A 24,814-nucleotide genomic window follows, 5' to 3' on the forward strand; every position below is an offset into this window, starting at 1 on the left:
GGGTGGGCTTCAGGCTAGCCCGTCCCGATGCGGGACGCCCTGGTGGGGGGTCCGGACGGACTGGCTCCGTCCGGCCACCGGGGCACCGGTACTCTGCGGTACGCCGCCGATGGACCCTCGCCAGAAAGGCAGCCCACCTGTGACTGCGATTCCCCAGGGCCGCAACCGCCGGATCGGACTCGTGGGCGCGATGTGCGCCCTGGTCGTGACGGGAACGGGCCTGACGGGGTGCGGTGACGACCCCGACGCGGGTACCAACGGTGTCGGCAAGCTGCCGGCCGACCAGATCCAGACGAGGACCAAGGCGGCCGCCCGCTCCGCCGACGCGGTGCGTCTCTCCGGGAACGTGGTCACCAGCGGGCGCACTTACAAACTCGACATGCGTCTGAAGTCCGACGGCGCGAGCGGATCGGTCACCTCCGAAGGGGCCACCTTCGGCCTCCTGCGCATCGGCGAGCAGCTCTATCTGAAGGCCGACGCGGAGTTCTGGAGCCACGAGGACGGCGAGGACGACGACGGCACCTCGGACACGGCCGCCGCGGAGAAGCTCGACGGCAAGTTCGTGAAGGTGCCGCAGGCGGACCCCTCGTACAAGAAGTTCAGCGGCTTCACCGACAAGGACGTCCTGCTGGCGGGTCTGCTCACCCTGCACGGCGAGCTGTCCACCGACGGCCACCACGAGCAGTCCGGCATCCGCACCATCCGCATCACCGGCGGCGACGGCGCCGGCGGCCGGCTCGACGTCTCCCTGGAGGGCAAGCCGTACCCGCTGCGCCTGGAACGGGCGGGCGGCGCGGGCACGCTGACCTTCTCGGCCTGGGGCAGGTCCTTCGCGCTGAAGGAGCCGGGCAAGGACGAGACGGTCGACTACGGCAAGCAGCTGCCGACGTCCTGACTATCCGCGTCGGCGCTTCTTCAGCAGCAGCCGGGGAAGCCCGGCGGGGATCGGCTGCCGGGTCGTGGCCGCCGTGGGCAGGGGAGCCTCGGCCAGCGAGCCGTCGGGCAACGGTGATGTCGACCCCGTCGGCTCCAGCCGCAGCACCCGGCACTCCCGCGCCCAGCGCTCCGTCATCGCCTCGCCGTCGGGCGCGTTGAGCCGCTTCCCCTTCAGCTCGGCGACCGCCGCCTCCCAGGCCTGTGAACCGGCGGACAGCTGCACGACCCTCGCCGCCCAGGTGACGAGCCGGCCGCCCTTGTCCTTGCTGCGGACCGTCACCTCGGCCCCGGCGCTGTCGGCTAGTCCCGGCAGGGGCTGCTCGCCCGGCCCGTCGCCCACCAGACACGCGGCACCCTCGTGCCACACGTGCCACAGTGCCCGGGCCGGACCCTCGGGGCCCCGGACCCAGATGAGGCCGGACTTCTTGGTGGCCTCCTCGACGAGGGCCTTGTCGAGCAGCTCGCTTGTCATGCGCCCAGCCTAGCGAGGCGGGTTCACAGCCAGCCGTTGCGCTTGAGGGTGCGATGGATGCCGAGACAGATGCAGACCGTGACGCTCATGATCACCGGGTAGCCGTACCGCCAGTGCAGCTCGGGCATGTGCTCGAAGTTCATGCCGTACACCCCGCACACCATCGTCGGTACGGCGATGATGGCCGCCCACGAGGTGATCTTCCGCATGTCCTCGTTCTGCGCGACGGACGCCTGCGCGAGGTTGGCCTGGAGGATCGAGTTGAGGAGCTCGTCGAAGCCGATGACCTGCTCCTGGACCCGGGCGAGGTGGTCGGCGACATCGCGGAAGTACTTCTGGATGTCGGGGTCGATCAGCCGCATCGGCCGCTCGCTCAGCAGCTGCATGGGACGCAGCAACGGTGAGACGGCCCGCTTGAACTCCAGTACCTCACGCTTGAGTTGGTAGATCCGGCCGGCGTCGGTACCGCGCGGCGTGCCCTTGCGGCCCGGGGAGAACACCTCGGTCTCCACCTCGTCGATGTCGTCCTGCACCGCGTCGGCGACCGCGATGTACCCGTCGACGACGTGGTCGGCGATGGCGTGCAGCACCGCCGAAGGGCCCTTGGCGAGCAGCTCGGGGTCGTCCTGGAGCCGGTGGCGCAGGGCCCGCAGCGAGCCCTGCCCGCCGTGCCGGACGGTGATGAAGAAGTCCCGTCCGGTGAAGCACATGACTTCGCCGGTCTCGACGATCTCGCTGTTGGCGGTGAGTTCGTCGTGCTCGACGTAGTGGATGGTCTTGAAGACGGTGAACAGGGAGTCGTCGTAGCGCTCCAGCTTGGGCCGCTGGTGGGCCTGGACCGCGTCCTCCACGGCCAGCGGGTGCAGCCCGAACTCGCTTGCGATACCGGAGAACTCGGCCTCGGTCGGCTCGTGCAGCCCGATCCACACGAAACCGCCGTCCCGGCGGACCTGGCGCATCGCCTCGTGCGGCGCCAGCGGCGTGGGGGTCTGGACGCGGGCGCCGTCGCGGTAGACGGCGCAGTCGACGACGGCCGAGGGGGTGCCGGGGTCGCGGGTGGTGTCGTAGTCGGCGCTGCTGCTCTTGCGCAGCGAGACACGGGAGGGACGGACCACGGCACGCAGGTCGCGGATCATCGACATGGCGGGCTCCTTCGCGACAGGCAACGAAAAGCCGCTTCAACGGGTGGAACTGCCCGGAATGGGGACGTCCTGACGAGGAGGAACTCCCGCCCTCGAAAACCAGGGAAGGATGTTTGGCACGTCCACAAAGCGGGGAGCACCGCACCATTGCGGTGGCGGGTTTCGCTGCTGATACAGATCAAACAGATCAGGCAAGACGAGACGAAGTGCTCTTCCGATGACGAAGGCGCGAAGGTGAGAGGCGGCGGTCAGCCGGGGCTGGATCAGCTACTTCACTTCACTGGGCGGAAGAGCGAGTGGTACTGCACGGGTGACTTCGATCCATGACAGCCCCACCTCCTCCGGCCGGTCCCTCGTAAGGGACGATCCATTCCCGCAAGGGAGTCTCACTGGCGTCGGGACTCGATCGCGACGCTTCTGCGTGCTGCCCGAACGACCGGGCCAGAGTACCAGCCGGCTGAAGTGTCAAGGCGCTGCTTTGCCCGGTACTGACGAGTTCTATGCTCGCGGCATGGCTGATGTTCTTCCTCTGGTCGAGGCCCGGTTGCGCAACGCGCTGGGCGAACCGGACGCGCGCGCGGCGGTGACCTTCCTGGGCACGGACCGTATCGAGGTGCTCCGCTTCACCGACGGGGACGTCGTCCGCTACGCCACCCTCGGCATGTCCGCGCAGCCTATGGGCGACCCCACCGCGATGCTCGCCGACCCGGTCAAGGGCCCCCGTGCCGAGCTGGTCCTCTCCGTCAGGGGCGGTCTGGCGGACACCGACAAGGTGCTCCGCCCGCTCGCCGTGCTGGCCGCGTCCCCGCAGGTCGAGGGGGTGGTCGTGACCCCCGGCGCCTCTCTCGACGTGGGCGAACCCCTGTGGCCCGGCGCCCCGTTCACCTCGGTGCTGGTGGCCGAGCCCGGCGGCCTGGTCGAGGACCTGGAGCTCGACGCGCCCATGGACCCGGTGCACTTCCTGCCGCTGCTGCCCATGACCCCGAACGAGGCCGCCTGGAAGCGCGTCCACGGCGCCCAGGCCCTCCAGGAACGCTGGCTGACGCACGGGACGGACCTGCGGGATCCCTCCCGCACATCCGTCCCGCTGGGGTGAGCAAGGTCACCAAGTAGTGCCTGAAGGCCGTCAGTTGGCGAAGACGGCCACGCTGTCCTCGGTGGCGTGCCTCGACTCCAGCTCCGCCGCCTGGTGAGTGAGCGCCGTGCGGCGCACGAGCACCACGAGCGCGCCGAGGAGCGCGGTGACCGCGGCCACCACGAACGGGATGTGGATGTCGGTCCACTCCTCGATCTTCGGCGCGAAGAACGGCGCGGCGGCGGCTGCGAACCAGCGCACGAAGTTGTAGCCGGCGCTCGCCACCGGGCGCGGCGCGTCCGACACGCCGAGCGCCAGTTCCGTGTAGACCGTGTTGTTCACGCCGATGAACGCGCCGGACAGGATCGTGCAGACGATCGCGGTGGTGTGGTCGCCGTAGCCGAGGACGAGGACGTCGACGGCAAGCAGCACGAGTGAGCCGCCGAGCACCTTCAGCGAGCCGAACCGCTCCTGGAGGCGCGGCGCCACGAGCACCGAGAACACGGCGAGCAGCACACCCCAGGCGAAGAACACGGCCCCCGACTTGTAGGGGGTCATGTCCAGGACGAACGGGGTGAAGGCCAGCACGGTGAAGAACGTGTAGTTGTAGAAGAACGACGAGACGGCCGCGGAGGCCAGGCCGCCGTGGCCGAGGGCCTTGAGCGGGTCGAGGAGCGAGGTCTTCCTGGCGGGCGTCGGCTGCTCCTTCAGGAACGCCGTGATGCACAGGAAGCCGACCGCCATCAGGAAGGCCGTGCCGAAGAACGGGTAGCGCCAGCTGGCGTCGCCGAGCAGGGCGCCCAGCAGCGGCCCGCACGCCATACCGAGGCCGAGCGCGGACTCGTAGAGCAGGATCGCCGCGGCGCTGCCGCCGGCCGCCGAGCCGACGATGACAGCGAGGGCCGTCGAGACGAAGAGGGCGTTGCCCAGGCCCCAGCCCGCGCGGAAGCCGACCAGTTCGGCGACCGAGCCCGAGGTGCCGGCGAGGCCCGCGAAGACGACCACGAGCGCGAGGCCGAGCAGCAGGGTCTTGCGGCCGCCGATGCGGCTGGAGACGAAGCCGGTGACCAGCATCGCGATCGCGGTGATCAGGAAGTACGAGGTGAAGAGCAGGGAGACCTGGCTGGCCGTGGCGTCGAGGCCCTGGGCGATGGACGGCAGGATCGGGTCGACCAGGCCGATGCCCATGAAGGCGACGACGGACGCACCGGCCGTGGCCCAGACCGCCTTGGGCTGTCGCAGGAGGCTGCCCGCCCCCGCGTCGAAGGCGTCCATGGTTTCTCCAATTCCGGCGAGGCAATGGTTGCTATATACACATAGTAAGTTAGGACGGCTAAATAATGCAAGCTACATCTAGTTCTGCGTGGTGCGGACGTTTCCGCCCGGACGGGTGATCGTCCTTGACGTGAGGCGGCAGGGGTAGGACCGTGGGGCCCTATGAGGGGCGAACCCAGTTGCCCGAAGTGTGGTGGCCGGGTCAGGGCTCCCGGACTCTTCGCCGACACCTGGCAGTGCGATGTGCACGGGACGGTGCATCCGCTCCAGCCGGTGATCCCGCCCAGCGTCGAGGCGCTCGGCGTCGTGGTGCACCGCACGCAGGTACCGGTGTGGATGCCGTGGCCCCTGCCGGTCGGCTGGCTGTTCACGGGCGTGACCTGCGCGGGCGACGACCGCAGCGGAGGGCGCGCCACGGCGGTGGCCTGCTCGGGACCCGGGCCGCTCGGCGGCATCGGCGAGCTGATCCTGGTCGCCGAGGAACTCGGGGTCGGGCTCGGCGCGCGGTACGCGGGCATCGACGGACCGGACCCGGGGCCGTACATGAACGTCGAGAAACCTCCCCAGGCCAAGGTGCTGGCCGCCGGCCGGCCCACTCCGCTGTGGCATGTCGCCGGGGTCCCCGACGACCGCGCGGTGTTCGCGGGCGAGGCGCTCGGGCTGTGGCTGTGGGCGGTCGTGTGGCCCGAGCAGTCCGGGCTGCTGATGTACGACGAGCTGGTGCTGACGGATCTGCGGGACGCGGGGGCCGAGGTGGAACTGGTTCCCTGCGGGGCGCTGTCGCCGCGCTTGCTGGAGTCGTAGCGCTGCGCTGGCCGAGCCGTGGCGCCTGAGAGGTGGGGTGCCTGGGGTGCCGGTTGTGGCTGTGGGTGCGGCTTCAGATTCGGCTTCGGCTTCGGTGTGGCTGATCGCGCGGGTCCCCGCGCCCCTGGGTCGGTGTGTGTAAAGGGTGCTCGCAGGTTTGGGGTGTGACAGGGAGGGCTGGAACTGCGGCTATCCTTGAGCGTCCCCTTGTGTCCCGTCAGTGTCTGGAGTTCGTGTCGTGCGTATCGACCTGCACACCCACTCCACGGCCTCCGACGGGACGGACACGCCCGCTGAGCTGGTGCGCAACGCCGCCGCTGCCGAGCTGGACGTCGTAGCCCTCACCGATCACGACACCACCCGTGGGTACGCCGAGGCGATCGCCGCGCTGCCGGCCGGGCTCACGCTGGTGACCGGGGCCGAGCTGTCCTGCCGTGTCGACGGGGTGTCCCTGCACCTGCTGGCCTACCTCTTCGACCCCGAGGAGCCGCAGCTGCTCGCCGAGCGGGAGCTCGTGCGGGACGACCGGGTGCCTCGCGCTCGGGGCATGGTCGGCAAGCTCAACGAGCTGGGCGTGCCCGTCACCTGGGAGCAGGTCATGCGGATCGCCGGGGACGGGTCCGTGGGGCGGCCGCACGTGGCGACCGCGCTCGTCGAGCTCGGGGTCGTACCGGCCGTGAGCGACGCCTTCACCGAGGACTGGCTCGCCGACGGTGGCCGGGCCCATGTGGAGAAGCACGAGACTGACCCCTTCGAGGCGATCCGGCTGGTCAAGGCCGCGGGCGGGGTCACCGTCTTCGCCCACCCGGGGGCGAGCAAGCGCGGGCACACCGTGCCGGAGTCCACGATCGCCGAGATGGCCGCGGCCGGGCTCGACGGCATCGAGGTCGACCACATGGACCACGACGACGCCACACGCACCGCGCTGCGCGGGCTCGCCGCCGACCTGGGACTGCTCGTCACGGGCTCCTCGGACTACCACGGCAGCCGCAAGACCGTCACGCTCGGCGAGTACCGCACCGATCCCGAGGTCTACGGCGAGATCACCCGGCGCGCCACCGGCGCCTTCCCGGTGCCGGGGACCGGCGGGGCCTGAGACCGGTCCGCACGCCTCCTCGGCTCGAGGGCCGTTCCCCGCGCCCACCTGTACGTCCTTCTCCTCGCAAGGCTCCGCTGTGTTCGACGTCGCCGTTTTCGGCTCCCTGTTCCTGACCCTGTTCGTCATCATGGATCCCCCCGGGATCACCCCGATCTTCCTGGCGCTGACCTCCGGCCGGCCCGCCAAGGTGCAGAAGCGGATGGCCTTCCAGGCCGTCTGTGTCGCCGGCGGTGTCATCGCCGTCTTCGGGCTGCTGGGGCACCAGATCCTCGACTACCTGCATGTCTCCGTCCCCGCGCTGATGATCGCGGGCGGGCTGCTGCTCCTGCTGATCGCCCTGGACCTGCTCACCGGCAAGACGGACGAGCCCAAGCAGACCAAGGACGTCAACGTGGCGCTCGTACCGCTGGGCATGCCGCTGCTCGCCGGTCCGGGTGCGATCGTGTCGGTCATCCTCGCCGTGCAGAAGGCGGACAGCGTCGCGACGCAGGCCTCGGTGTGGACGGCGATCCTCGCCATCCATGTCGTGCTGTGGCTGGTGATGCGGTACTCGCTGCTGATCATCCGGGTCATCAAGGACGGCGGAGTGGTCCTGGTGACCCGGCTCGCGGGCATGATGCTCTCCGCGATCGCCGTGCAGCAGATCATCAACGGCGTCACCCAGGTGATCCAGAGCAGTTGATCCGGAGCGGCTGACCAGGGCAGCTGACGCGCTCGGCCGACATGCACGGAGCCCCGTACGACATCGATGTCGTACGGGGCTCCGAAGCGTGTGTGTTACGAGGCCGCGGCCTCGGTCGGGCGGATCCAGAGTCGCTGGCCGATTGCGGCGGCCTGCTGAACGATCCGATTGACGGAGGCGGCGTCCACAACGGTGCTGTCCACGGGCGTGCCGTCGACGTCGTCGAGTCGCATGATTTCGAAGCGCATGGGCTTCTCCCTTCGTCTGGTCATCCTCCTGCGGAGAATTACTGCGTACAGAAGTAGTCAACGGGGTGCGTGTTACAAACATTCCCTACGCTAAAGAAATTTTTCGAACAACTAACTACTGACGGGTAAGCGACCCCTCCGGGACTGATCGGGACCGGTTGTGTTCGCAGCGTGACCGCCGGGACAATGGTGCTGATGAACGACGACCTGGCGGCCCTCGCCGCCCGCATCGACCACACCAACGGGCTGCTGACGCGCATGCTCGCCGAGGTGGCGAAGACGCCCTCGACCCACGCCATCTTCGTCGACGCGGGATACCTCTACGCGGCCGCGGGCCGTCTCGTCGCCGGGACCGAGGACCGCCGGGCCTTCGACCTGGACGCCGAGGGGCTGATCGAGGCGCTCATCGACCGGGCCCGCACCATCTTCGCGGACAGCAGGCTGCTGAGGGTCTACTGGTACGACGGCGCCCGGCGCCGTATCCACACCGCCGAGCAGCAGACCATCGCCGAGCTCCCGGACGTCAAGGTGCGGCTCGGCAACCTCAACGCCAACAATCAGCAGAAGGGCGTCGACTCGCTGATCAGGAGCGACCTGGAGTCCCTCGCCCGGCACCGCGCGATCAGCGACGCGGCCCTGCTCGGCGGCGACGAGGACCTGGTGTCGGCGGTCGAGGCGGCCCAGGGGTACGGCGCCCGCGTCCATCTGTGGGGCATCGAGGCGCCGGAGGGCCGCAACCAGGCCGAGCCGCTGCTCTGGGAGGTCGACAGCCAGCGCGTCCTCGACCTCGACTTCTTCAAGCCGTACGTGTCACGGCGTACGGGCGCCGCCTATGACGCCTCCGTGAACCGGCCCACCCGCGAGGACGTCCGTTTCGTCGGCGCCCAGGTCGCGGCGAAGTGGCTGGCCGCGCGGGGGCGGGAGTCCGTGGGGGAGCTGCTGCCGGGCTATCCGTATCTGCCCGGGTCCGTGGACCAGGATCTGCTGGTCGAGGCGGAGGGGCTGCTCCAGTACTCCCTGCGGGGCCAGGCGGATCTGCGGCGGGCCCTGCGGGACGGGTTCTGGGAGCACGTGCGGGGGCAGTTCTAGGGGCGGTCGGGGGGTGCCGGGTGGCGCTGGGGCGCGTCAGGGCCGGCTGGTGTTGCCGTCCCCCTCGGGGCGGTGGGCTGGCCGGTGTTGCCGTCCCTTGGGGCGTCGGGGGCTTCTGGTGCGCTGTCAGGGTTGCCCGGCGCTGCCGTTCCTTGGTCGTCAGGGCTGCCCGGTGCCGTCCCAGAAGTCGGCGAGGGCGTGGGCCGTTTCCAGGGGGCGGTCGGTGTTGGGGGAGTGGTCGGCGCCCGGGACGACGGTCCGGTGGGCGCGCAGCCGGACGGCCATCCGGTCGAGCAGCGGGATCGGCCAGGTGTCGTCGTGCGAGCCGGACAGCACGTGGAACGGCAGCGGTACGGCGGCCAGTTCGGCCACCCGGTCCGGTTCGGCGCACAACTGCCGCCCGGTGGCGATGAGTTGCGCGGGCTGGTTGCACAGCCAGCGGCGGCGCAGGTCCTCGCGGTCGTCGAGCCCCGAGTCCAACTCGCCCCCGGTGTCGGTCTCCTCGGGCGGCTCCATGGCCTGGATGGCGTCCCACACCTCCGCCATGCTCATCACGGCCAGCGCGTCCCGGAGCAGCTTCACGCGCTGCTGCTGGGAGCCGGAGATCTGGGCGGGGCCCGAGGACATGAGGGTGAGTGAGAGGAAGGGCCCGGGGTCCAGGAGGACGGCGGCCCGCGCGATCAGCCCGCCCAGGGAGTGCCCGACGAGATGCACGGGGGCACCGAGAGCCGCGGCCTGCGCGAGCACGTCCTTCGCCAACTCGTCCTGCGCGTACGCCGATTCGTCGTCCGCCGGACCGTCCGTCTCGAACTGTCCCCGCCCGTCCACGGCGACCGTCCGGTACCCGCGCGCCGCGAGCGGCACGTGCAGCGGGTTGAAGTCCTCCTTGCTGCCGGTGAACCCGGGCAGCAGCAGAACGGTCCCCCGCGCCGCGACGCCGTCCGCCACGGGCGCGTCGACGACCGCGAACGCACCCCGCGCGGTGCGCAGGGAGGAGGCGCGGGCGCCTGGGGGCGGGGTGAAGGTGGGGGGCCTGCTCATGGCACGAGGCTATCCGGCGGGGCGGGCCGGGGGCCGGGGGGCGGTCGTGTGAGGTGGGCCATGTGGCTCAGTCGGCCGGGGAACGCCGACGGCCCGGCCCTCACATCGCATGAGGACCGGGCCGTCGGGTGAGCGGTCAGCTCTCCGCGGACTCCGCGGCGGCCGTGGCCTTGCGGGCACGGCGGCGCGGCTTGGCCTCCGGCTCCTCGGCGGCCTGGGCCGGGATGCCGGCGGTTGCGGCGGTCTTCCGCGCACGCGCCGGCTTGGCGGCGGCGGTCTCCGCACCGGTCTCCGTGGCGGCGGCCGTCTTGCGCGCGCGGCGCGGCTTGGCCTCGGTGGTCTCCGACGCCGTCACGGCCTCGGGTGCCTCGGCGACCTTGCGGGTGCGGGGCTTGGCCTCGACGGCCTCGGCCGTGTCGACCGCGGTCTCGGCGGCGGCCGTCTTGCGCGTACGACGGGGCTTGGCCTCGGTGGTCTCCGGCGCCGGCTCGGCGTCGGCCGCTTTGCGGGTACGGCGACGCGGCGCGGCCTCCGCGACCTCGGCGGCGGCCTCGGAAGCGGCGGCCGTCTTGCGCGTGCGGCGCGGCTTGGCCTCCGTGCCCTCGGCCGTGTCCACCGCGGTCTCCGCGGAGGCGGCAGCCGTCTTGCGGGTGCGGCGCGGCTTGGCGGCCACCGGCTCCTCCGCGGCCTGGGCCGGGATCTCGGCGACCGGGGCGGCGGCCTCGGGTGCCTCGGCGACCTTGCGGGTGCGGCGGGTGCGGGGCTTGGCCTCGACGGCCTCGGCCGTGTCGACCGCGGTCTCGGCGGCGGCAGCCGTCTTGCGTGTACGGCGCGGCTTGGCCTCCGTGACCTCAGGGGCCTCGGCGGGGGCGTCGGCGGTGACGGTTGCCTTGCGGGTCCGGCGCGGCTTGGTCTCCGTGCCCTCGGCCGTGTCCACCGCGGTCTCCGCGGCGGCGGCCGTCTTGCGCGTACGGCGGCGCGGCGCGGCGGCGGGGGCCTCGGCCTCCGCGACCTCGACGGCGACCGGCGCCTCGGCGACGACCGGCTCCGCGGCCTTGCGGGTCCGGCGGCGCGGCTTCGTCTCGGTGACCTCGGCGGCAGGGGCCTCGGGCTCCTTGACCTCCGCGACGACCTCCTGGGCGCGCTCCGCGACCTCGACGGCGGCCGTCTCCGCGGACCTGCGGGTGCGGCGGCGGCGCGGCTTGGCCTCCACGGCCTCGACGGTGTCGACCGCGCTCTCGGCGGCCTCCACGACGTCCGAGGGCGTCGTGACCGTGGCCGGCGCCGACTCCGCCGGGGCGGCGCCGTTGTTGCGGGTGCGGCGACGGCGACGCGGGGTGCGGGACGCCGGGGCGTCCTCGGTCACCGCGGCCGCGGTCCCCTCGGGCGCGACGGCGCCCGTCGGAGCGGCGGTTCCGTCCAGCTCCGTCCCGCCGCGCGTACGGCGGCGACGGCGCGGCGTACGGGCCGGGCGCTCGCGGTCGGCGGAACGGGACTCGTCCCGACCCCCGCGGCCTCCCCGGTCACCGCCGTTGCGGTCACCGCGACCGCGGCCACCGCGGCCGCCGGTCTCGCCCAGGTCCTCGAGCTCCTCCGCGGCGAGCCCCGCGCGGGTGCGCTCGCCCCGCGGCAGGACACCCTTGGTGCCCGCGGGGATGTTCAGGTCCTCGTAGAAGTGCGGGGAGGTGGAGTACGTCTCCGGCGGGTCGTTGAACTTGAGCTCCAGCGCCTTGTTGATCAGCTGCCAGCGCGGGATGTCGTCCCAGTCGACGAGGGTGATCGCGATGCCCTTGGCACCCGCGCGGCCGGTACGGCCGATGCGGTGCAGGTACGTCTTCTCCTCTTCGGGGCACTGGTAGTTGATGACGTGCGTGACGCCCTCGACGTCGATGCCACGGGCGGCGACGTCGGTGCAGACGAGCACGTCCACCTTGCCGTTGCGGAAGGCGCGCAGCGCCTGCTCGCGGGCGCCCTGGCCGAGGTCGCCGTGGACCGCGCCGGCGGCGAAGCCGCGCTGCTGGAGCTGGTCGGCCAGATCGGCGGCGGTGCGCTTGGTACGGCAGAAGACCATGACCAGCCCGCGGCCCTCGGCCTGGAGGATGCGCGCGACCATCTCGGGCTTGTCCATGTTGTGCGCGCGGTACACGTGCTGCTTGGTGTTCGCTACCGTCCGGCCCGCGTCGTCGGGCGAGGTGGCGTTGATGTGCGTGGGCTGCGACATGTAGCGGCGGGCGAGACTGATGACCGCGCCCGGCATGGTCGCCGAGAACAGCATGGTCTGGCGGCGGGCCGGCAGCATGTTGATGATCTTCTCGACGTCGGGCAGGAAGCCCAGGTCGAGCATCTCGTCGGCCTCGTCGAGGACGAGCGCCTTGATGTGGCCGAGGTTGAGCTTCTTCTGGCCCGCGAGGTCCAGGAGCCGGCCCGGGGTGCCGACGACGACGTCGACGCCCTTCTTGAGGGCCTCGACCTGGGGCTCGTAGGCGCGGCCGCCGTAGATGGCGAGAACGCGGACGTTGCGCACCTTGCCCGCGGTCTGCAGGTCGTTGGTGACCTGCGTGCACAGCTCGCGCGTGGGGACGACGACGAGCGCCTGCGGGGCGTCGGTCAGGGCCTCGGGCTTGGCGCGGCCGGCCTCGACGTCGGCGGGGACGGTGACGCGCTCGAGGAGCGGGAGGCCGAAGCCCAGCGTCTTGCCGGTGCCGGTCTTGGCCTGGCCGATGACGTCGGAGCCCGAGAGGGCGACCGGGAGCGTCATCTCCTGGATGGGGAAGGGGGTGATGATGCCGACGGCTTCGAGGGCCTCGGCCGTCTCGTTCAGAATTCCGAGATCGCGGAAGGTCGTAGTCAGGGTGCTGCCTCTTCTGTGTGCGCGGTGCGAGGCGAGCGCGGGGGTCTCTGAAAGACCGTGCTGGGGACGTCGACTGCCTTACGGGCGGGCCGTAATGGCACGGGACCTCTGCCGACGCTCTAGCGCTCGAACCGCTGAGGGTCCCTCCGGATGCCGTACGCACAGTGCCGTACGGCCAAGGAGAGCTGTCAGGTCGGAGCCGATCGGGCCACCGACCGGGCATCCTCATACGTGCGGCCCGTCGAGATACGCGGTCTACGGTGTCTTCTGGAGACGTACGTATTCAGCAGGCGCATTACCACCATACCCCGGAAACGCGCACATGCGATGGCCGATTCGGTCACGTAGCCGTTGTCACACTGGTTCACCAGGGACTTCCCCGGCGCTGGGAGCGGGCTATTGTGCGCTTCATGACGACGCCTGACAACACCTCTGACGCTGCTCCCGAACCCACCGGAGTCGCCGCCCAGGACTGGGCGACGGCCTCCGCCGAACCGCAGTACCGGGCCGCGGTCGTCGACCTGCTCGGCGCGCTCGCGTACGGGGAGCTGGCGGCGTTCGAGCGCCTCGCCGAGGACGCCAAGCTGGCGCCGACCCTGGCGGACAAGGCGGAGCTGGCCAAGATGGCGTCGGCGGAGTTCCACCACTACGAGAAGCTGCGGGACCGGCTGACCGAGATCGGTGCCGAGCCGACCGACGCGATGGAGCCGTTCGTCGCCGCCCTGGACGGCTTCCACCGGCAGACGGCACCCTCGGACTGGCTGGAGGGGCTCGTCAAGGCGTACGTCGGCGACTCCATCGCCAGTGACTTCTACCGGGAGGTCGCGGCGCGGCTGGACTCGGACACGCGTGAGCTGGTGCTCGGCGTCCTCGACGACACCGGGCACGCCGAGTTCGCCGTGGAGAAGGTGCGGGCGGCCATCGACGCCGAACCGCGCGTGGGCGGGCGGCTCGCCCTGTGGGCCCGGCGTCTCATGGGCGAGGCGCTGTCGCAGTCGCAGCGGGTGGTCGCCGACCGGGACGCGCTGTCGACCATGCTGGTAGGCGGCGTCGCCGACGGGTTCGATCTCGCCGAGGTGGGGCGGATGTTCTCGCGGATCACGGAGGCACACACGAAGCGGATGGCCGCGCTGGGGCTGGCGGCGTAACGCAGCGCTGCGGGAGCGGGGGCGAGGTCCGCGGGGGAGCGCGCGGGCTCCGCGCGGGGCGAGGTCCGTGGATGGCCGACTGCGGGGTCGTCGTGGCTGGTCGCGCGGGTCCGCGGTCGCCCCCCGGGTACGTCGCGGTGGGTCGCGCGGGTCCGCGCTCGCCCCCTGGGTACGTCGTGGTGGGTTCCGCTCGCCCCTGGGGCCTCGGCGTTTACGCCGGTGCGGACCTGCGGCGGAATCTGCGCGCCGGGCGGAGCAGGAGCGACAGGGACGCCGCCGAGAAGACGATCGCCCCGATCAGGTTCAGCAGGATGCTGCCCGGGCCCAGGGACGTGTGGGTCACGAAGGCGCCGAACAGGGCTCCGGCGACGCCCGTCGCCAGCACCAGGGAGCGGGTGGGCAGCCGGTGCCCCAGCCTGTGGGCCGCCAGAGCGGCCAGCGCGAGACCGAGCAGAGCGGAGCCGAGCGCTTCCAGCAACATCATCGAGGGTCCCTCCCACATGGCCACGCTGCGTATCACGGTCGTAGCCCGTCATACCCGTGACCTGCGGAATGCAATCCTCCTCCGGGCTCGCAGTGTGCTCCATACGTGGATAAAACAACCGTGCGGGGCTCGCTATGGGCGCCGCAGAGTGCCGACGAGCAGGCATGACGAGAGGGGCCCGGCGACCTGAAGTCGCCGGGCCCCTCTCGTCATACGTCCGCCTACAGCGCGCCGAAGCCCACCTTGCGCGGGGCCGGCTCACCGAGCTCCACGTAGGCCAGGCGGTCCGCCGGGACCAGGACCTTGCGGCCGTGATCGTCCGTGAGGCTCAGCAGCTGCGACTTTCCGGCAAGTGCGTCGGCCACCACGCGCTCGACCTCCTCGGCGCTCTGACCGCTCTCCAGAACGATCTCGCGGGGCGCGTGCTGCACGCCGATCTTGACCTCCACGGCTATGTCCCTCCGACGGTCAGTGAAGTGCGCGACCTTCCGCGCCGTACCCCGCACACATTAGCCCGGTGAGGGGACGTGCACGCTCCGCGCAAGAACGCCAAGAGCGAACAACGGCCGGGAATGAATCAGTGGTGGTCGATGCCGTGCAGCGGGAACCCGGCGATGCCGCGCCACGCCAGGGACGTCAGCAGCTGGACCGCCTGGTCCCGCGGGACACTGCGGTCGCTGTGCAGCCAGGACCGTGCCACGACCTGCGCGAGTCCGCCCAGACCGGAGGCCAGCAGCATGGACTCCGCGCGCGAGAGGCCCGTGTCCTCGGCGATGACGTCGCAGATCGCCTCGGCGCACTCGTTGGTGACCTTGTCGACGCGTTCGCGCACCGCGGGCTCGTTCGTCAGGTCCGACTCGAACACCAGGCGGAAGGCGCCGCCGTCGTCCTCCACGTACGCGAAATAGGCGTCCATGGTCGCCCGGACCCGCTGCTTGTTGTCGGTCGTCGACGCCAGCGCGTGCCGTACGGACTGGATCAGCGACTCGCAGTGCTGGTCCAGCAGGGCGAGGTAGAGGTCGAGCTTGCCCGGGAAGTGCTGGTAGAGCACCGGCTTGCTGACCCCGGCGCGTTCGGCGATGTCGTCCATCGCGGCCGCGTGGTAACCCTGTGCCACGAACACTTCCTGTGCGGCGCCCAGCAGCTGGTTCCGGCGGGCACGGCGCGGCAGGCGCGTACCTCGCGGGCGTGCCGCCTCTGTCTGCTCGATGGCTGTCACGCCGCCTCCCAAAAGTCGTCCACGTGCGGTGTGCGCCGCGCCGCCATCGTACTTTTCGGTAACCGTGCTGTGCGCGGTGAGAGCGCAGAATTTCACGTACCGGACGGTGACGACAGCCGCACGAAGGTTTCAAACGGGTATGTAGCGGGCAGCGACCCTCGCGCTCCCGCCCGGACCGGGGCTCGGGGGCGTCACCGATAGTCGTCCTCGTCGATCTGGACCACCCGGGCCTGTTCGACGAGGTCGGCCTCGTTCGCCACGCCGGGATCGACGCCGGTCAGCGGGTCGTCGCGATCCGGGGCGACGTCCTTGTGCTGCTCGGCGGCGTCCCCCTCGGGGGCCTCCACGTCGAGCTCGACGTCACCGCCGCTGTCCTCGAAGGTGTCGGGGTCACTGGGGTCGTAGGCCATCACGGGCTCCCTTCCTAGAACGTCCCTGACTTACACAGGGGGCCACGTACGGGTGCCCTGCGTACGAGCCTAGGAGACACGCGATCTGGACGCCATGCGATGTGCGCAGTCTTTGTGACGGCGAACACATGAACCAGTGCGTGATCGTCTCGTAACATTGCCGCATGTCTTCGACCGAGTCGCCGCCCGTACCGGCCGCCAATGTGCTCCCGAAGGTGGCACCCGTCAGGGTGGCGGAGGGCGAGCGGCTGAGGTCGGTGGGGTTGCGGGGGTTCACTCTGACGGTGCGGTCGCGGCCGCCCGCGCGCGAGGGTCTGCCGCCCGCGCTCTTCGTCCACGGCCTCGGCGGTTCCTCGCAGAACTGGTCGGCGCTGATGCAGGAGCTCGACGGCGACCTCGACGGCGAGGCCGTCGACCTGCCGGGCTTCGGGGACTCGCCGCCGCCGGACGACGGCGACTACTCCATCACCGCACACGCGCGTGCGGTGATTCGTTTTCTGGACGCCTCCGGCCGCGGGCCCGTGCACCTCTTCGGCAACTCCCTCGGCGGCACGGTCGCCACGCGCGTGGCCGCGGTCCGCCCCGACCTCGTCCGGACGCTCACGCTCGTGTCGCCGGCGCTTCCCGAGATCCGCATCCAGCGCACCGCCGTACCGACCGCGCTGCTGGCGGTGCCGGGCGTGGCCGCGCTGTTCACGCGCCTCAGCCGCGACTGGACGGCCGAGCAGCGGGTCCGCGGGGTCACGGCGCTCTGCTACGGCGATCCCACGCGGGTGACGCCGGAGGGGTTCCGGCACGCCGTCGAGGAGATGGAGCGCCGACAACAACTGCCGTACTTCTGGGACGCGATGACCCGGTCCGCGCGCGGGCTGGTCAACGCCTACACGCTCGGCGGCCAGCACGCCCTGTGGCGCCAGGCCGAGCGGGTCCTCGCGCCCACCCTGCTCGTCTACGGCGCCCGCGACCAGCTCATCGGCCACCGCATGGCCCAGAAGGCGGCCCGCACCTTCCGTGACTCCCGGCTGCTGAGCCTGCCGGAGGCGGGGCACGTGGCGATGATGGAGTACCCGCAGACGGTGTCCCGGGCGTTCCGGGAGTTCGTGGCGGACAAGGGGGGCGCCGGGGGCGGGGACGGGGTTGGATCGTCGGGTGGCACCGGATCTTCGGATGCGGCCGGGTCCCCGGAACCGCCGGGTTCTTCGGGTGCGCCGGGGGCGTCCGGCACGGGTGGGGCGTCGGGCGGGGCCCGGTCCTCGGTTGCGGCAGGCTCTTCGCGTGCGCCGGAGTCGTCCGGGACGGCCGGTGCGTCCGGCACCGTCGAGTCTTCGAGCGCGGGGAGCTGAGGGGCGACGTGGGACGGCACAGCCGTCGCGGGCCCGCTCCCAAGGGTGACTCCGCGGACATCACCGCAAGACCGGGCGGCCGGGGGACCGAGAGCCCTCAGCCGCCCACAGGAACCTCCCCCCGGCCAGGTCCCGCCTCCGCATGGCAGCAGGGCGCACCGCCGCAGCAGGGGATGCCCGCGGTCGGCCCCGTGGCCTACGGGGACCCGGTCTACCGGGTCGCTCCGGGGGGTCGACGGGCCCCGGAGGGAACGCCCGCGCGAGGCGTGCCGCGGATGCCTGACGGCACTCCCGCGCGTGGGGTGCCCCGATTCCCGGAGGGGACGCCCGCTCACGGGACGCCGAGTGTGACGCCCGCTCACGGGACGCCGAGTGTGTCCCGGTTCCCGGAGGGGACGCCCGCCCGCGGGACGCCTCGAATTCCTGACGGCACTCCCGCGCGTGGCGTGCCCGGGGTTCGTGGTGGGCATCCCGAGCAGCGGGAACGCGGGGGCGGTTGGGGTGACACGGGGGCGCACGGGGCGGTTGCCGCGCCCGGGGTCGCTTTCCCGAGGCAGCGGCAGGCGCCGCCCGACGGGGCCCGGCGGGGCGGTCCTCGCCAGGACTATCTCGACGCCTTCGGGGAGGACGTGGACCTCTTCGCGGCCCGGGGACCCCGCGGTCCTCGGCGCCCGGCCGATCCGTACGCCTCCGTCACCGACTGGCCGGCGGCCCCGCCGACGCGTACCGACGTGGACGACGACGCGCCGCCCAGTGGTGAGCCCGTGCGGCAGAAGGGCGGCAAGGGCCGGACCTTCACCGGTATCGCGGCCGCCGCCGTCACCACCGTGCTGGCCGTCGTCGTCGCCGGGCAGGTCACCGACGGGCGGGACGGCGGCGACGTACGGTCGCAGGCCGCCACCGATCAGGCGCGGGACGCCCGGGACTCGGCCTCGCGGTCGGACGGGCGGCCGACGCCGTCCACGTCGCCGGCCGTGGCGCTGACGTACGAGCAGAAGATGGGGCAGAAGTACGCGCTCAGCGCGAAGCTCGCCGGGTCGGGGAAGTTCGACGCGGTCGAGGGCATCGCCAAGGCGCCCGGGACCGGGCAGAAGTTCACCTACCGGGTGGACGTGGAGCAGGGGCTCGGGCTCGACGGCGAGCTGTTCGCCGAGGCCGTGCAGAAGACGCTCAACGACGACCGCAGCTGGGCGCACAACGGTGCCCGCACCTTCGAGCGGATCCACTCCGGCAAGCCCGACTTCGTGATCACGCTCGCCAGTCCCGGGACGACCGCGAAGTGGTGCGCGAAGTCCGGTCTGGACACGACCGTGGACAACGTGTCCTGCGATTCGGCCGCCACCGAGCGCGTGATGATCAATGCGTACCGATGGGCCCAGGGATCCCGGACCTACGGTGATCGAATTCACGCCTACCGGCAGATGCTGATCAACCACGAGGTCGGCCACCGGCTCGGCTACCACCACGTGACCTGCGACAAGAGCGGGGAACTCGCCCCGGTCATGCAGCAGCAGACCAAGTTCCTGTCCTACGGCGGGGTCACCTGCAAGCCCAACCCCTGGGCCTATCCCGGGAGTTGACGGACGCCTCGGACGTCACGTTGACATGCGCAGAAAAGTCGTACATATTTCTGCGCATGTCGACCCGTCACGCCTCCGCACGCGCAGCCATCGAGCTGGCGCTCATCGGTGTGACCGCTCTGTGCGTGGCCGACATCCACTGTCGCTGACGTTCGCCCTCAGGCGCTCGCGTCGCGATCTCTCTTTTTTTCCGTGACCCTCGGTCGCGGTTTTCCGGCGACCTGACGCCCGGGCAGACGTCTGTTCACGTTCGTCTCACCCCTTGTCTACTTGTCTCACCATTCGAGAGGTCGTCTCCGATGCGTCACCCGTCCGTCATAGCGCGCCGCGTGGCCGCGGCATCCGTAAGCCTGGTTCTGGCCGCGGGCGCCGCCGCCTGCGGCCCTGAGGACAACGATGCCAAGGGCTCCGGTGGTGACTCCACGCCCCACAAGGGCGGCACCCTGACGGTCCTGAACTCCAACCCGCAGCAGGACTTCGACCCGGCCCGCCTCTACACCTCCGGCGGCGGCAACGTCCCCTCCCTGGTCTTCCGTACGCTCACCACCCGCAACCGGGAGAACGGCGAGGCCGGCGCCGAGGTCGTCCCGGACCTCGCGACCGACACCGGTCGGCCCAACAAGGACGCGACGGTGTGGACGTACACCCTGAAGAAGGGGCTCGCCTACGAGGACGGCACCGCCATCACGTCCGCCGACATCAAGTACGGCATCGAGCGGTCCTTCGCGCCCGAGCTGTCGGGTGGTGCGCCCTACCTGCGGGACTGGCTGGTCGGTGCCGCGGACTACCAGGGGCCGTACAAGGACAAGGGCGGGCTGGACGCGATCGAGACGCCGGACGACCGGACCATCGTCTTCCATCTGAACAAGCCCGAGGGCGAGTTCCCGTACCTCGCCACGCAGACGCAGTTCACGCCGGTGCCGAAGGCCAAGGACACCGGGACGAAGTACGAGGAGCACCCGGTCTCGTCCGGCCCGTACAAGGTCGTCACCAACGAGAACGACGGTGAGCACCTCGTCCTGGAGCGCAACACGCACTGGTCCGCCGCGACGGACGCCGAGCGCAAGGCCTACCCGGACCGAATCGACGTACGGTCCGGGCTCGACTCCTCCGTGATCAACCAGCGGCTGTCCGCGTCCCGAGGGGCGGACGCGACCGCGGTCACCACGGACACCAACCTCGGACCGGCCGAGCTCGCCAAGGTGACGGGCGACAAGGAACTCGCCGCGCGCGTCGGCACCGGGCACTTCGGCTACACGAACTACATCGCGTTCAACCCGAAGGTCAAGCCGTTCGACAACGTCAAGGTGCGGCAGGCGATCTCGTACGCCATCGACCGGTCGTCGGTCGTGAACGCCGCCGGTGGGTCCTCGCTCGCCGAGGCCGCGACCACCTTCCTGCCGAACCAGAAGTCCTTCGGCCACGAGCCCTACGACCTGTTCCCGGCGGGCGACTCCGGCAACGCTGCCAAGGCGAAGGAACTGCTGAAGGAGGCGGGGTACGCGGACGGGCTGACCGTCACGCTGACCCACTCCAACGCCAAGGACTTCGAGACCAGCCCGGAGATCGCGACCGCCATCCAGGACGCGCTGAAGAAGGCCGGTATCACGGTCAAGCTCCAGGGGCTGGAGGAGAACGACTACTCGGACAAGATCCACAACGTGAAGACGGAGCCCGGGTTCTTCCTCGCCCACTGGGGCGCTGACTGGCCGTCCGGCGGGCCCTTCCTCGCCCCGATCTTCGATGGCCGGCAGATCGTGAAGGACGGCGCGAACTTCAACACGGGCCTGTTGAACGACAAGTCGGTCAATGCCGAGATTGACGCGATCAACAAGTTGACCGATCTTGACGCTGCCGCCAAGAGGTGGGGTGCGCTGGACAAGAAGATCGGCGAGCAGGCGCTGACCGTGCCGCTGTTCCACCCCGTCTACAAGCGCCTGGTGGGCAAGGACATCAAGAACGTCGTGATCAGCGACTGGACCGGCGTGCTGGACATCTCGCAGGTCGCGGTGAAGTAGGCCGTGAGCGAGGCACTTGTCGCCACCCAGGCTCCCGGGGCGTCCGTCGTCCCGGGGGCCTCGGGGGCCCGTCAGTTCTGGCGGCGGCTGCGGACGCAGCGCGCCGCCCTCGTCGCGGCGGCCGTCGTCGCCCTGCTCGTCCTGGTCGCGCTCGCGGCACCGCTGCTGACCGCCCTGGAGGGCCAGGACCCCACCACCTACCACCCCTCGCTCGTGGACTCCGCGCGCGGTGGCGTGCCCATCGGCTCCTTCGGGGGTGCCGGCGGCGACCACTGGCTCGGTGTCGAACCGCAGACCGGGCGCGACCTGTTCGCGCGGCTCGTCTACGGGGCGCGTGTGTCACTGGGGGTGGCGCTGGCCGCCACCGTCGTCCAGGTGTTGATCGGTGTCGTGGTGGGCGTGACGTCCGCACTCGGCAGTCAATGGGTTGATCAACTGTTGAGCCGGCTCACCGACATCATCGTCGCCCTGCCGCTCATGATCATGGCGTTGGCGCTGCTCGCGATCGTGCCGTCGGACTTCCCCCGGCCCGTCCTGGTCGCCCTCGTCATCGGGCTCATCGCCTGGGGCAACATCGCGAAGATCACGCGCGCGCAGACCCTCACCCTCAAGCGGCTCGACTACGTCGCCGCCGCCCGGCTCAGCGGCTGGAGCACCTGGCGGATCGCCCGCCGGGAGCTGCTGCCCGGACTCGCCGCGCCGGTCATCACGTACGCCGCCCTCCTCGTCCCGATCAACATCACCGTCGAGGCCGCCCTGTCCTTCCTCGGCGTCGGCGTGAAGCCCCCGACGCCCTCCTGGGGACAGATGCTCACCGCCGCCGACGTCTGGTACCAGGCGGCCCCGCAGTACCTGCTGCTGCCCGCCGGCGCGCTCTTCGTGACCGTGCTGGCCCTCACCGTCCTCGGCGACGGCATCCGCACGGCGCTGGACCCGCGCGCGGCCTCCCGGCTGCGCGTCGGCACGGGCCGCAAGAGAGAGGCCAAGGCATGACCCGCACGAGGGAGGCCAAGGCATGAGTCGCACGAGGGAGGCCGGGGCATGAACGGCTTCACCGGATTCGTCCTGCGCCGTCTCCTGGGCGCCGTCGTCACCCTGTTCGCCGTCTCGGTGATCGTCTACGTCGTCTTCTACGTCACCCCGGGCAACGTCGCCCAGATCACCTGCGGCCCGCGCTGCTCACCGGCCCAGGTGCACCAGGTCGCCGAGCAACTGCACCTCGACGACCCGCTGTACACGCGGTACTGGCACTTCCTGCAAGGGCTCGTCGCCGGTCAGGACTACTCGACGGGCACCTCCGTGGAGCACTGCTCCGCGCCCTGCCTCGGACTGTCGTACCAGAGCGACCAGCAGGTCACCCAGCTGATCCTGGCCAAGCTGCCGGTCAGCCTGTCGCTGGTGTTCGGCGCGATGGTGCTGTGGCTGATCCTCGGCGTCGGCACGGGCGTCCTGTCGGCCTGGCGGCGCGGCCGGCTCACCGAGCGCGTCCTGACCGGCATCACGCTCGCCGGTGTGGCCACGCCGGTCTTCGTCATCGGACTCGTCCTGATGATCGTCGTCTGCGGACAGCTGCGACTGCTGCCGTTCCCGCAGTACGTGAAGTTCACCGACGACCCCGAACAGTGGGCGTGGAACCTCCTGCTGCCCTGGCTGTCGCTGGCCCTCATCGAGGCGGCCGCCTTCGCCCGCCTCACGCGCGCGGCGATGCTGGAGACGCTCGCCGAGGACCACATCCGCACCTTCCGCGCCTACGGCGTGGCGGAGCGGTCGGTCATCGGGCGGCACGCGTTGCGCGGGGCGCTCGCACCGGTCATCGCGCTCAACGCCAACAACTTCGGCGGAGCGGTCGGCGGCGCGGTGCTCACCGAGACGCTCTTCGGGCTGCCCGGCATCGGACAGGAACTCGTCCATGCCGTCAATGTGATCGACCTGCCGGTCGTGGTCGGCATGGTCCTGGTCATCGGATTCTTCGTGGTCGTCGCCAACGCCGTCGCGGACGTGCTGTACGCGGTGGCCGACCGACGGGTGGTGCTCGCATGAGCCTGGTGGAAGTCAGCGGCCTGACGGTCGAGTTCGGCGAGCTGCGCGCCGTCGACGGGCTGTCCTTCCGGCTGCGGGAGGGCGCCGCCCTCGCCCTGGTCGGCGAGTCCGGCTCCGGCAAGTCCACGGTCGCCTCCGCCCTGCTGGGGCTGCACCGCGGCACGGGCGCGACGGTGGGCGGCTCGATCCAGGTCGCCGGTGTCGACGTGGGCGCGGCCTCGGACACCGAGCTGCGGCGGCTGCGGGGCGGCAGGGCGGCCATGGTCTTCCAGGACCCGCTGTCGTCCCTCGACCCGTACTACGCGATCGGCGACCAGATCGCCGAGGTGTACCGCGTACACGCGCGTGCGTCGCGACGAGCGGCACGCGCGCGTGCGGTGGAGGTGCTGGAGAGGGTGGGAATTCCGGACGCACGGCGCCGCTCCCGGTCCCGGCCGCACGAGTTCAGCGGCGGCATGCGTCAGCGTGCCCTCATCGCGATGGCGCTGGCCTGCGAGCCGGACCTGCTGATCGCCGACGAACCGACCACCGCCCTCGACGTCACCGTCCAGGCCCAGATCCTCGACCTGCTGCACACGCTCCGCGAGGAGACCGGCATGGGCCTGCTGCTGGTCACCCACGACGTGGGCGTGGCGGCCGAGAGCGTCGACGACGTGCTGGTCATGCGGCACGGGCGCGTGGTCGAGCACGGGCCGGTCGGGGACGTGCTGGGGGCGCCCTCGCAGACGTACACGCGGGAGTTGCTGGCGGCGGTGCCGCGGGTGGACACACGGCGGGTCGCGGCGACGGCGGCGGACGCGGGGCGCGGCGTGGCCGTCAGCTCGGACGCGGGGCAGCGGGTCGTGGGGGCGACCCCCGGCGCGGGGTCCTCCGAGGCGGCCGACGTCGTTCTCGAAGCGCGTGGCCTGCACCGGGAGTTCGGGCGTGGCAAGCGGGCGTTCACGGCCGTGGACGACGTGTCGCTGACCGTCCGGCGAGGGGAGACCCTCGGCGTCGTCGGTGAGAGCGGCAGTGGCAAGACAACGCTCGGACGCATGCTCGTCGGGCTCCTGGAGCCCACGGCGGGAGAGGTGCGGGACGAGGGGCACGCGCGCGTGGGCGTGAACGCCGCCGTCCAGATGGTGTTCCAGGACCCCGTCTCCTCCCTCAACCCCCGGCGCAGCGTCGGCGAGTCCATCGCGGACCCGCTCCGCGCGCGCGGCGAGAAGGACGAGGGACGCATCCGGGGGCGCGTGAGCGAACTGCTGGAGCGCGTGGGGCTCGAAGGGGCGCACTACGACCGCTACCCGCACGAGTTCAGCGGCGGTCAGCGCCAGCGCGTGGGCATCGCGCGGGCGCTCGCGGCCGACCCGCGCGTCATCGTCTGCGACGAGCCGGTGTCCGCGCTCGACGTGACGACCCAGGCCCAGGTGGTCGCCCTGCTCGGCGAGCTCCAGCGCGAACTCGGACTCGCGCTCGTCTTCGTCGCCCACGACCTCGCCGTGGTACGGCAGGTCAGCGACCGGGTCGCGGTGATGCGCCGCGGCCGGATCGTGGAGTCGGGACCCGCCGACGAGGTGTACGACAACCCCCGGGACCCGTACACCAGGCAACTCCTGGCGGCCGTCCCGGCGCTCGATCCCGAGGTGGCCGCGAGACGCAGAGCCGCACGTCGGGAACTGGCCGTTGCCTGACGTAACGTAACTGTTTGATCTCTTAGCGCGATCGAACGCGACCCGCACGGGAAAGTTACGACCGTTCACCCCTTCTGGTGGGGGGGGGGGGGCCCCCCCCGCCCCCCCCCCCCCGGGGGGGGCCCCGGGGGCCCCCCCCGGCCCCCCCCCCCCCCCCCCCCCCGGGGGGGGGGGGGGCCCGAGGT

The 24,814-nt window shown here is 71.3% G+C and carries 24 protein-coding genes; 14 read left to right on the plus strand and 10 right to left on the minus strand.

Translation table 11 applies throughout. The features are described 5' to 3' along the window. Window positions 1-139 precede the first annotated feature (139 nt). Complete coding sequence (locus tag ACH41F_RS26240) at window positions 140-895, plus strand: hypothetical protein (RefSeq protein WP_391244792.1); 756 nt, start codon at window positions 140-142, stop codon at window positions 893-895. Here the strand turns inward: ACH41F_RS26240 and ACH41F_RS26245 are convergent, their stop codons facing one another. Further along, on the minus strand, window positions 896-1,408 hold the full coding sequence (locus tag ACH41F_RS26245; RefSeq protein WP_391244789.1) for a hypothetical protein: 513 nt from the start codon (window positions 1,406-1,408) through the stop codon (window positions 896-898). 23 nt (window positions 1,409-1,431) lie between these two features. After that, window positions 1,432-2,550: a CorA family divalent cation transporter gene (locus ACH41F_RS26250; protein WP_391244786.1), complete on the minus strand. Its 1,119-nt coding sequence runs from the start codon at window positions 2,548-2,550 to the stop codon at window positions 1,432-1,434. A gap of 511 nt (window positions 2,551-3,061) precedes the next feature. Here ACH41F_RS26250 and ACH41F_RS26255 point away from each other — a divergent pair. Further along, window positions 3,062-3,646, plus strand: coding sequence for a suppressor of fused domain protein (locus ACH41F_RS26255; RefSeq protein WP_391244784.1), 585 nt, complete (start codon window positions 3,062-3,064; stop codon window positions 3,644-3,646). 30 nt (window positions 3,647-3,676) lie between these two features. Here the strand turns inward: ACH41F_RS26255 and ACH41F_RS26260 are convergent, their stop codons facing one another. Continuing rightward, entirely contained in the window at window positions 3,677-4,900 is a 1,224-nt protein-coding gene (locus tag ACH41F_RS26260) for an MFS transporter (RefSeq protein WP_391244782.1), read from the minus strand. Between the two features lie 162 nt (window positions 4,901-5,062). On the opposite strand from ACH41F_RS26260, the gene ACH41F_RS26265 reads away from it, so the two are divergent. The 3 genes from ACH41F_RS26265 (at window position 5,063) to ACH41F_RS26275 (ending at window position 7,485) form a co-directional block, all read left to right on the plus strand. Further along, on the plus strand, window positions 5,063-5,704 hold the full coding sequence (locus ACH41F_RS26265) for a DUF6758 family protein (protein WP_391244780.1): 642 nt from the start codon (window positions 5,063-5,065) through the stop codon (window positions 5,702-5,704). A 238-nt stretch (window positions 5,705-5,942) separates the two neighbouring features. Further along, window positions 5,943-6,800 (plus strand): PHP domain-containing protein, encoded by an 858-nt coding sequence (locus ACH41F_RS26270; RefSeq protein ID WP_391244777.1) that lies wholly within the window; start codon window positions 5,943-5,945, stop codon window positions 6,798-6,800. A gap of 79 nt (window positions 6,801-6,879) precedes the next feature. Continuing rightward, entirely contained in the window at window positions 6,880-7,485 is a 606-nt protein-coding gene (locus ACH41F_RS26275) for a MarC family protein (protein ID WP_398837776.1), read from the plus strand. A gap of 95 nt (window positions 7,486-7,580) precedes the next feature. Here the strand turns inward: ACH41F_RS26275 and ACH41F_RS26280 are convergent, their stop codons facing one another. Next, window positions 7,581-7,733 (minus strand): hypothetical protein, encoded by a 153-nt coding sequence (locus tag ACH41F_RS26280; protein ID WP_391244772.1) that lies wholly within the window; start codon window positions 7,731-7,733, stop codon window positions 7,581-7,583. 195 nt (window positions 7,734-7,928) lie between these two features. Here ACH41F_RS26280 and ACH41F_RS26285 point away from each other — a divergent pair, with 195 nt between their 5' ends. After that, a complete protein-coding gene (locus tag ACH41F_RS26285; RefSeq protein WP_391244769.1) occupies window positions 7,929-8,822 on the plus strand; it encodes an NYN domain-containing protein in 894 nt (297 codons plus the stop codon). Between the two features lie 159 nt (window positions 8,823-8,981). Here the strand turns inward: ACH41F_RS26285 and ACH41F_RS26290 are convergent, their stop codons facing one another. Continuing rightward, window positions 8,982-9,863 carry an alpha/beta fold hydrolase gene (locus ACH41F_RS26290; RefSeq protein WP_391244767.1) on the minus strand — a complete coding sequence of 294 codons (882 nt, stop codon included), beginning with the start codon at window positions 9,861-9,863 and terminating at the stop codon, window positions 8,982-8,984. A gap of 136 nt (window positions 9,864-9,999) precedes the next feature. Beyond that, complete coding sequence (locus ACH41F_RS26295) at window positions 10,000-12,621, minus strand: DEAD/DEAH box helicase (RefSeq protein WP_391244765.1); 2,622 nt, start codon at window positions 12,619-12,621, stop codon at window positions 10,000-10,002. A gap of 503 nt (window positions 12,622-13,124) precedes the next feature. Between ACH41F_RS26295 and ACH41F_RS26300 the strand changes: the two genes are divergently transcribed. Continuing rightward, window positions 13,125-13,862, plus strand: coding sequence for a ferritin-like fold-containing protein (locus tag ACH41F_RS26300; protein WP_391244762.1), 738 nt, complete (start codon window positions 13,125-13,127; stop codon window positions 13,860-13,862). A gap of 211 nt (window positions 13,863-14,073) precedes the next feature. On the opposite strand, the gene ACH41F_RS26305 is transcribed toward ACH41F_RS26300, so the two are convergent. The 4 genes from ACH41F_RS26305 to ACH41F_RS26320 all read right to left on the minus strand — a co-directional run bounded on the left by ACH41F_RS26305 (window position 14,074) and on the right by ACH41F_RS26320 (window position 15,975). After that, entirely contained in the window at window positions 14,074-14,343 is a 270-nt protein-coding gene (locus tag ACH41F_RS26305) for a hypothetical protein (protein WP_391244838.1), read from the minus strand. Between the two features lie 224 nt (window positions 14,344-14,567). Then, on the minus strand, window positions 14,568-14,795 hold the full coding sequence (locus tag ACH41F_RS26310) for a DUF3107 family protein (protein ID WP_391244759.1): 228 nt from the start codon (window positions 14,793-14,795) through the stop codon (window positions 14,568-14,570). A gap of 128 nt (window positions 14,796-14,923) precedes the next feature. Next, on the minus strand, window positions 14,924-15,565 hold the full coding sequence (locus ACH41F_RS26315) for a TetR/AcrR family transcriptional regulator (protein WP_155060749.1): 642 nt from the start codon (window positions 15,563-15,565) through the stop codon (window positions 14,924-14,926). Between the two features lie 191 nt (window positions 15,566-15,756). Beyond that, window positions 15,757-15,975, minus strand: coding sequence for a hypothetical protein (locus tag ACH41F_RS26320; protein ID WP_391244756.1), 219 nt, complete (start codon window positions 15,973-15,975; stop codon window positions 15,757-15,759). 164 nt (window positions 15,976-16,139) lie between these two features. On the opposite strand from ACH41F_RS26320, the gene ACH41F_RS26325 reads away from it, so the two are divergent. The 7 genes from ACH41F_RS26325 (at window position 16,140) to ACH41F_RS26355 (ending at window position 24,629) form a co-directional block, all read left to right on the plus strand. Then, a complete protein-coding gene (locus ACH41F_RS26325) occupies window positions 16,140-17,318 on the plus strand; it encodes an alpha/beta fold hydrolase (RefSeq protein WP_391244753.1) in 1,179 nt (392 codons plus the stop codon). A gap of 8 nt (window positions 17,319-17,326) precedes the next feature. Then, window positions 17,327-18,898 (plus strand): DUF3152 domain-containing protein, encoded by a 1,572-nt coding sequence (locus tag ACH41F_RS26330; protein WP_391244750.1) that lies wholly within the window; start codon window positions 17,327-17,329, stop codon window positions 18,896-18,898. Window positions 18,899-18,954: 56 nt separating this feature from the next. Then, window positions 18,955-19,047, plus strand: a complete 93-nt coding sequence (locus ACH41F_RS26335) for an Ms4533A family Cys-rich leader peptide (protein WP_391244748.1) — start codon at window positions 18,955-18,957, stop codon at window positions 19,045-19,047. 150 nt (window positions 19,048-19,197) lie between these two features. Next, window positions 19,198-20,916 carry an ABC transporter substrate-binding protein gene (locus ACH41F_RS26340; protein WP_391244745.1) on the plus strand — a complete coding sequence of 573 codons (1,719 nt, stop codon included), beginning with the start codon at window positions 19,198-19,200 and terminating at the stop codon, window positions 20,914-20,916. Between the two features lie 3 nt (window positions 20,917-20,919). Continuing rightward, on the plus strand, window positions 20,920-21,909 hold the full coding sequence (locus ACH41F_RS26345) for an ABC transporter permease subunit (RefSeq protein WP_391244742.1): 990 nt from the start codon (window positions 20,920-20,922) through the stop codon (window positions 21,907-21,909). Window positions 21,910-21,957: 48 nt separating this feature from the next. Then, complete coding sequence (locus ACH41F_RS26350; RefSeq protein WP_391244740.1) at window positions 21,958-22,956, plus strand: ABC transporter permease subunit; 999 nt, start codon at window positions 21,958-21,960, stop codon at window positions 22,954-22,956. Next, complete coding sequence (locus tag ACH41F_RS26355) at window positions 22,953-24,629, plus strand: dipeptide ABC transporter ATP-binding protein (protein WP_398837779.1); 1,677 nt, start codon at window positions 22,953-22,955, stop codon at window positions 24,627-24,629. The genes ACH41F_RS26350 and ACH41F_RS26355 overlap by 4 nt, the downstream gene beginning before the upstream one ends. Window positions 24,630-24,814 lie beyond the last annotated feature (185 nt).

This window comes from Streptomyces sp. NPDC020489 (genome assembly GCF_044386545.1).
Lineage (GTDB): Bacteria > Actinomycetota > Actinomycetes > Streptomycetales > Streptomycetaceae > Streptomyces.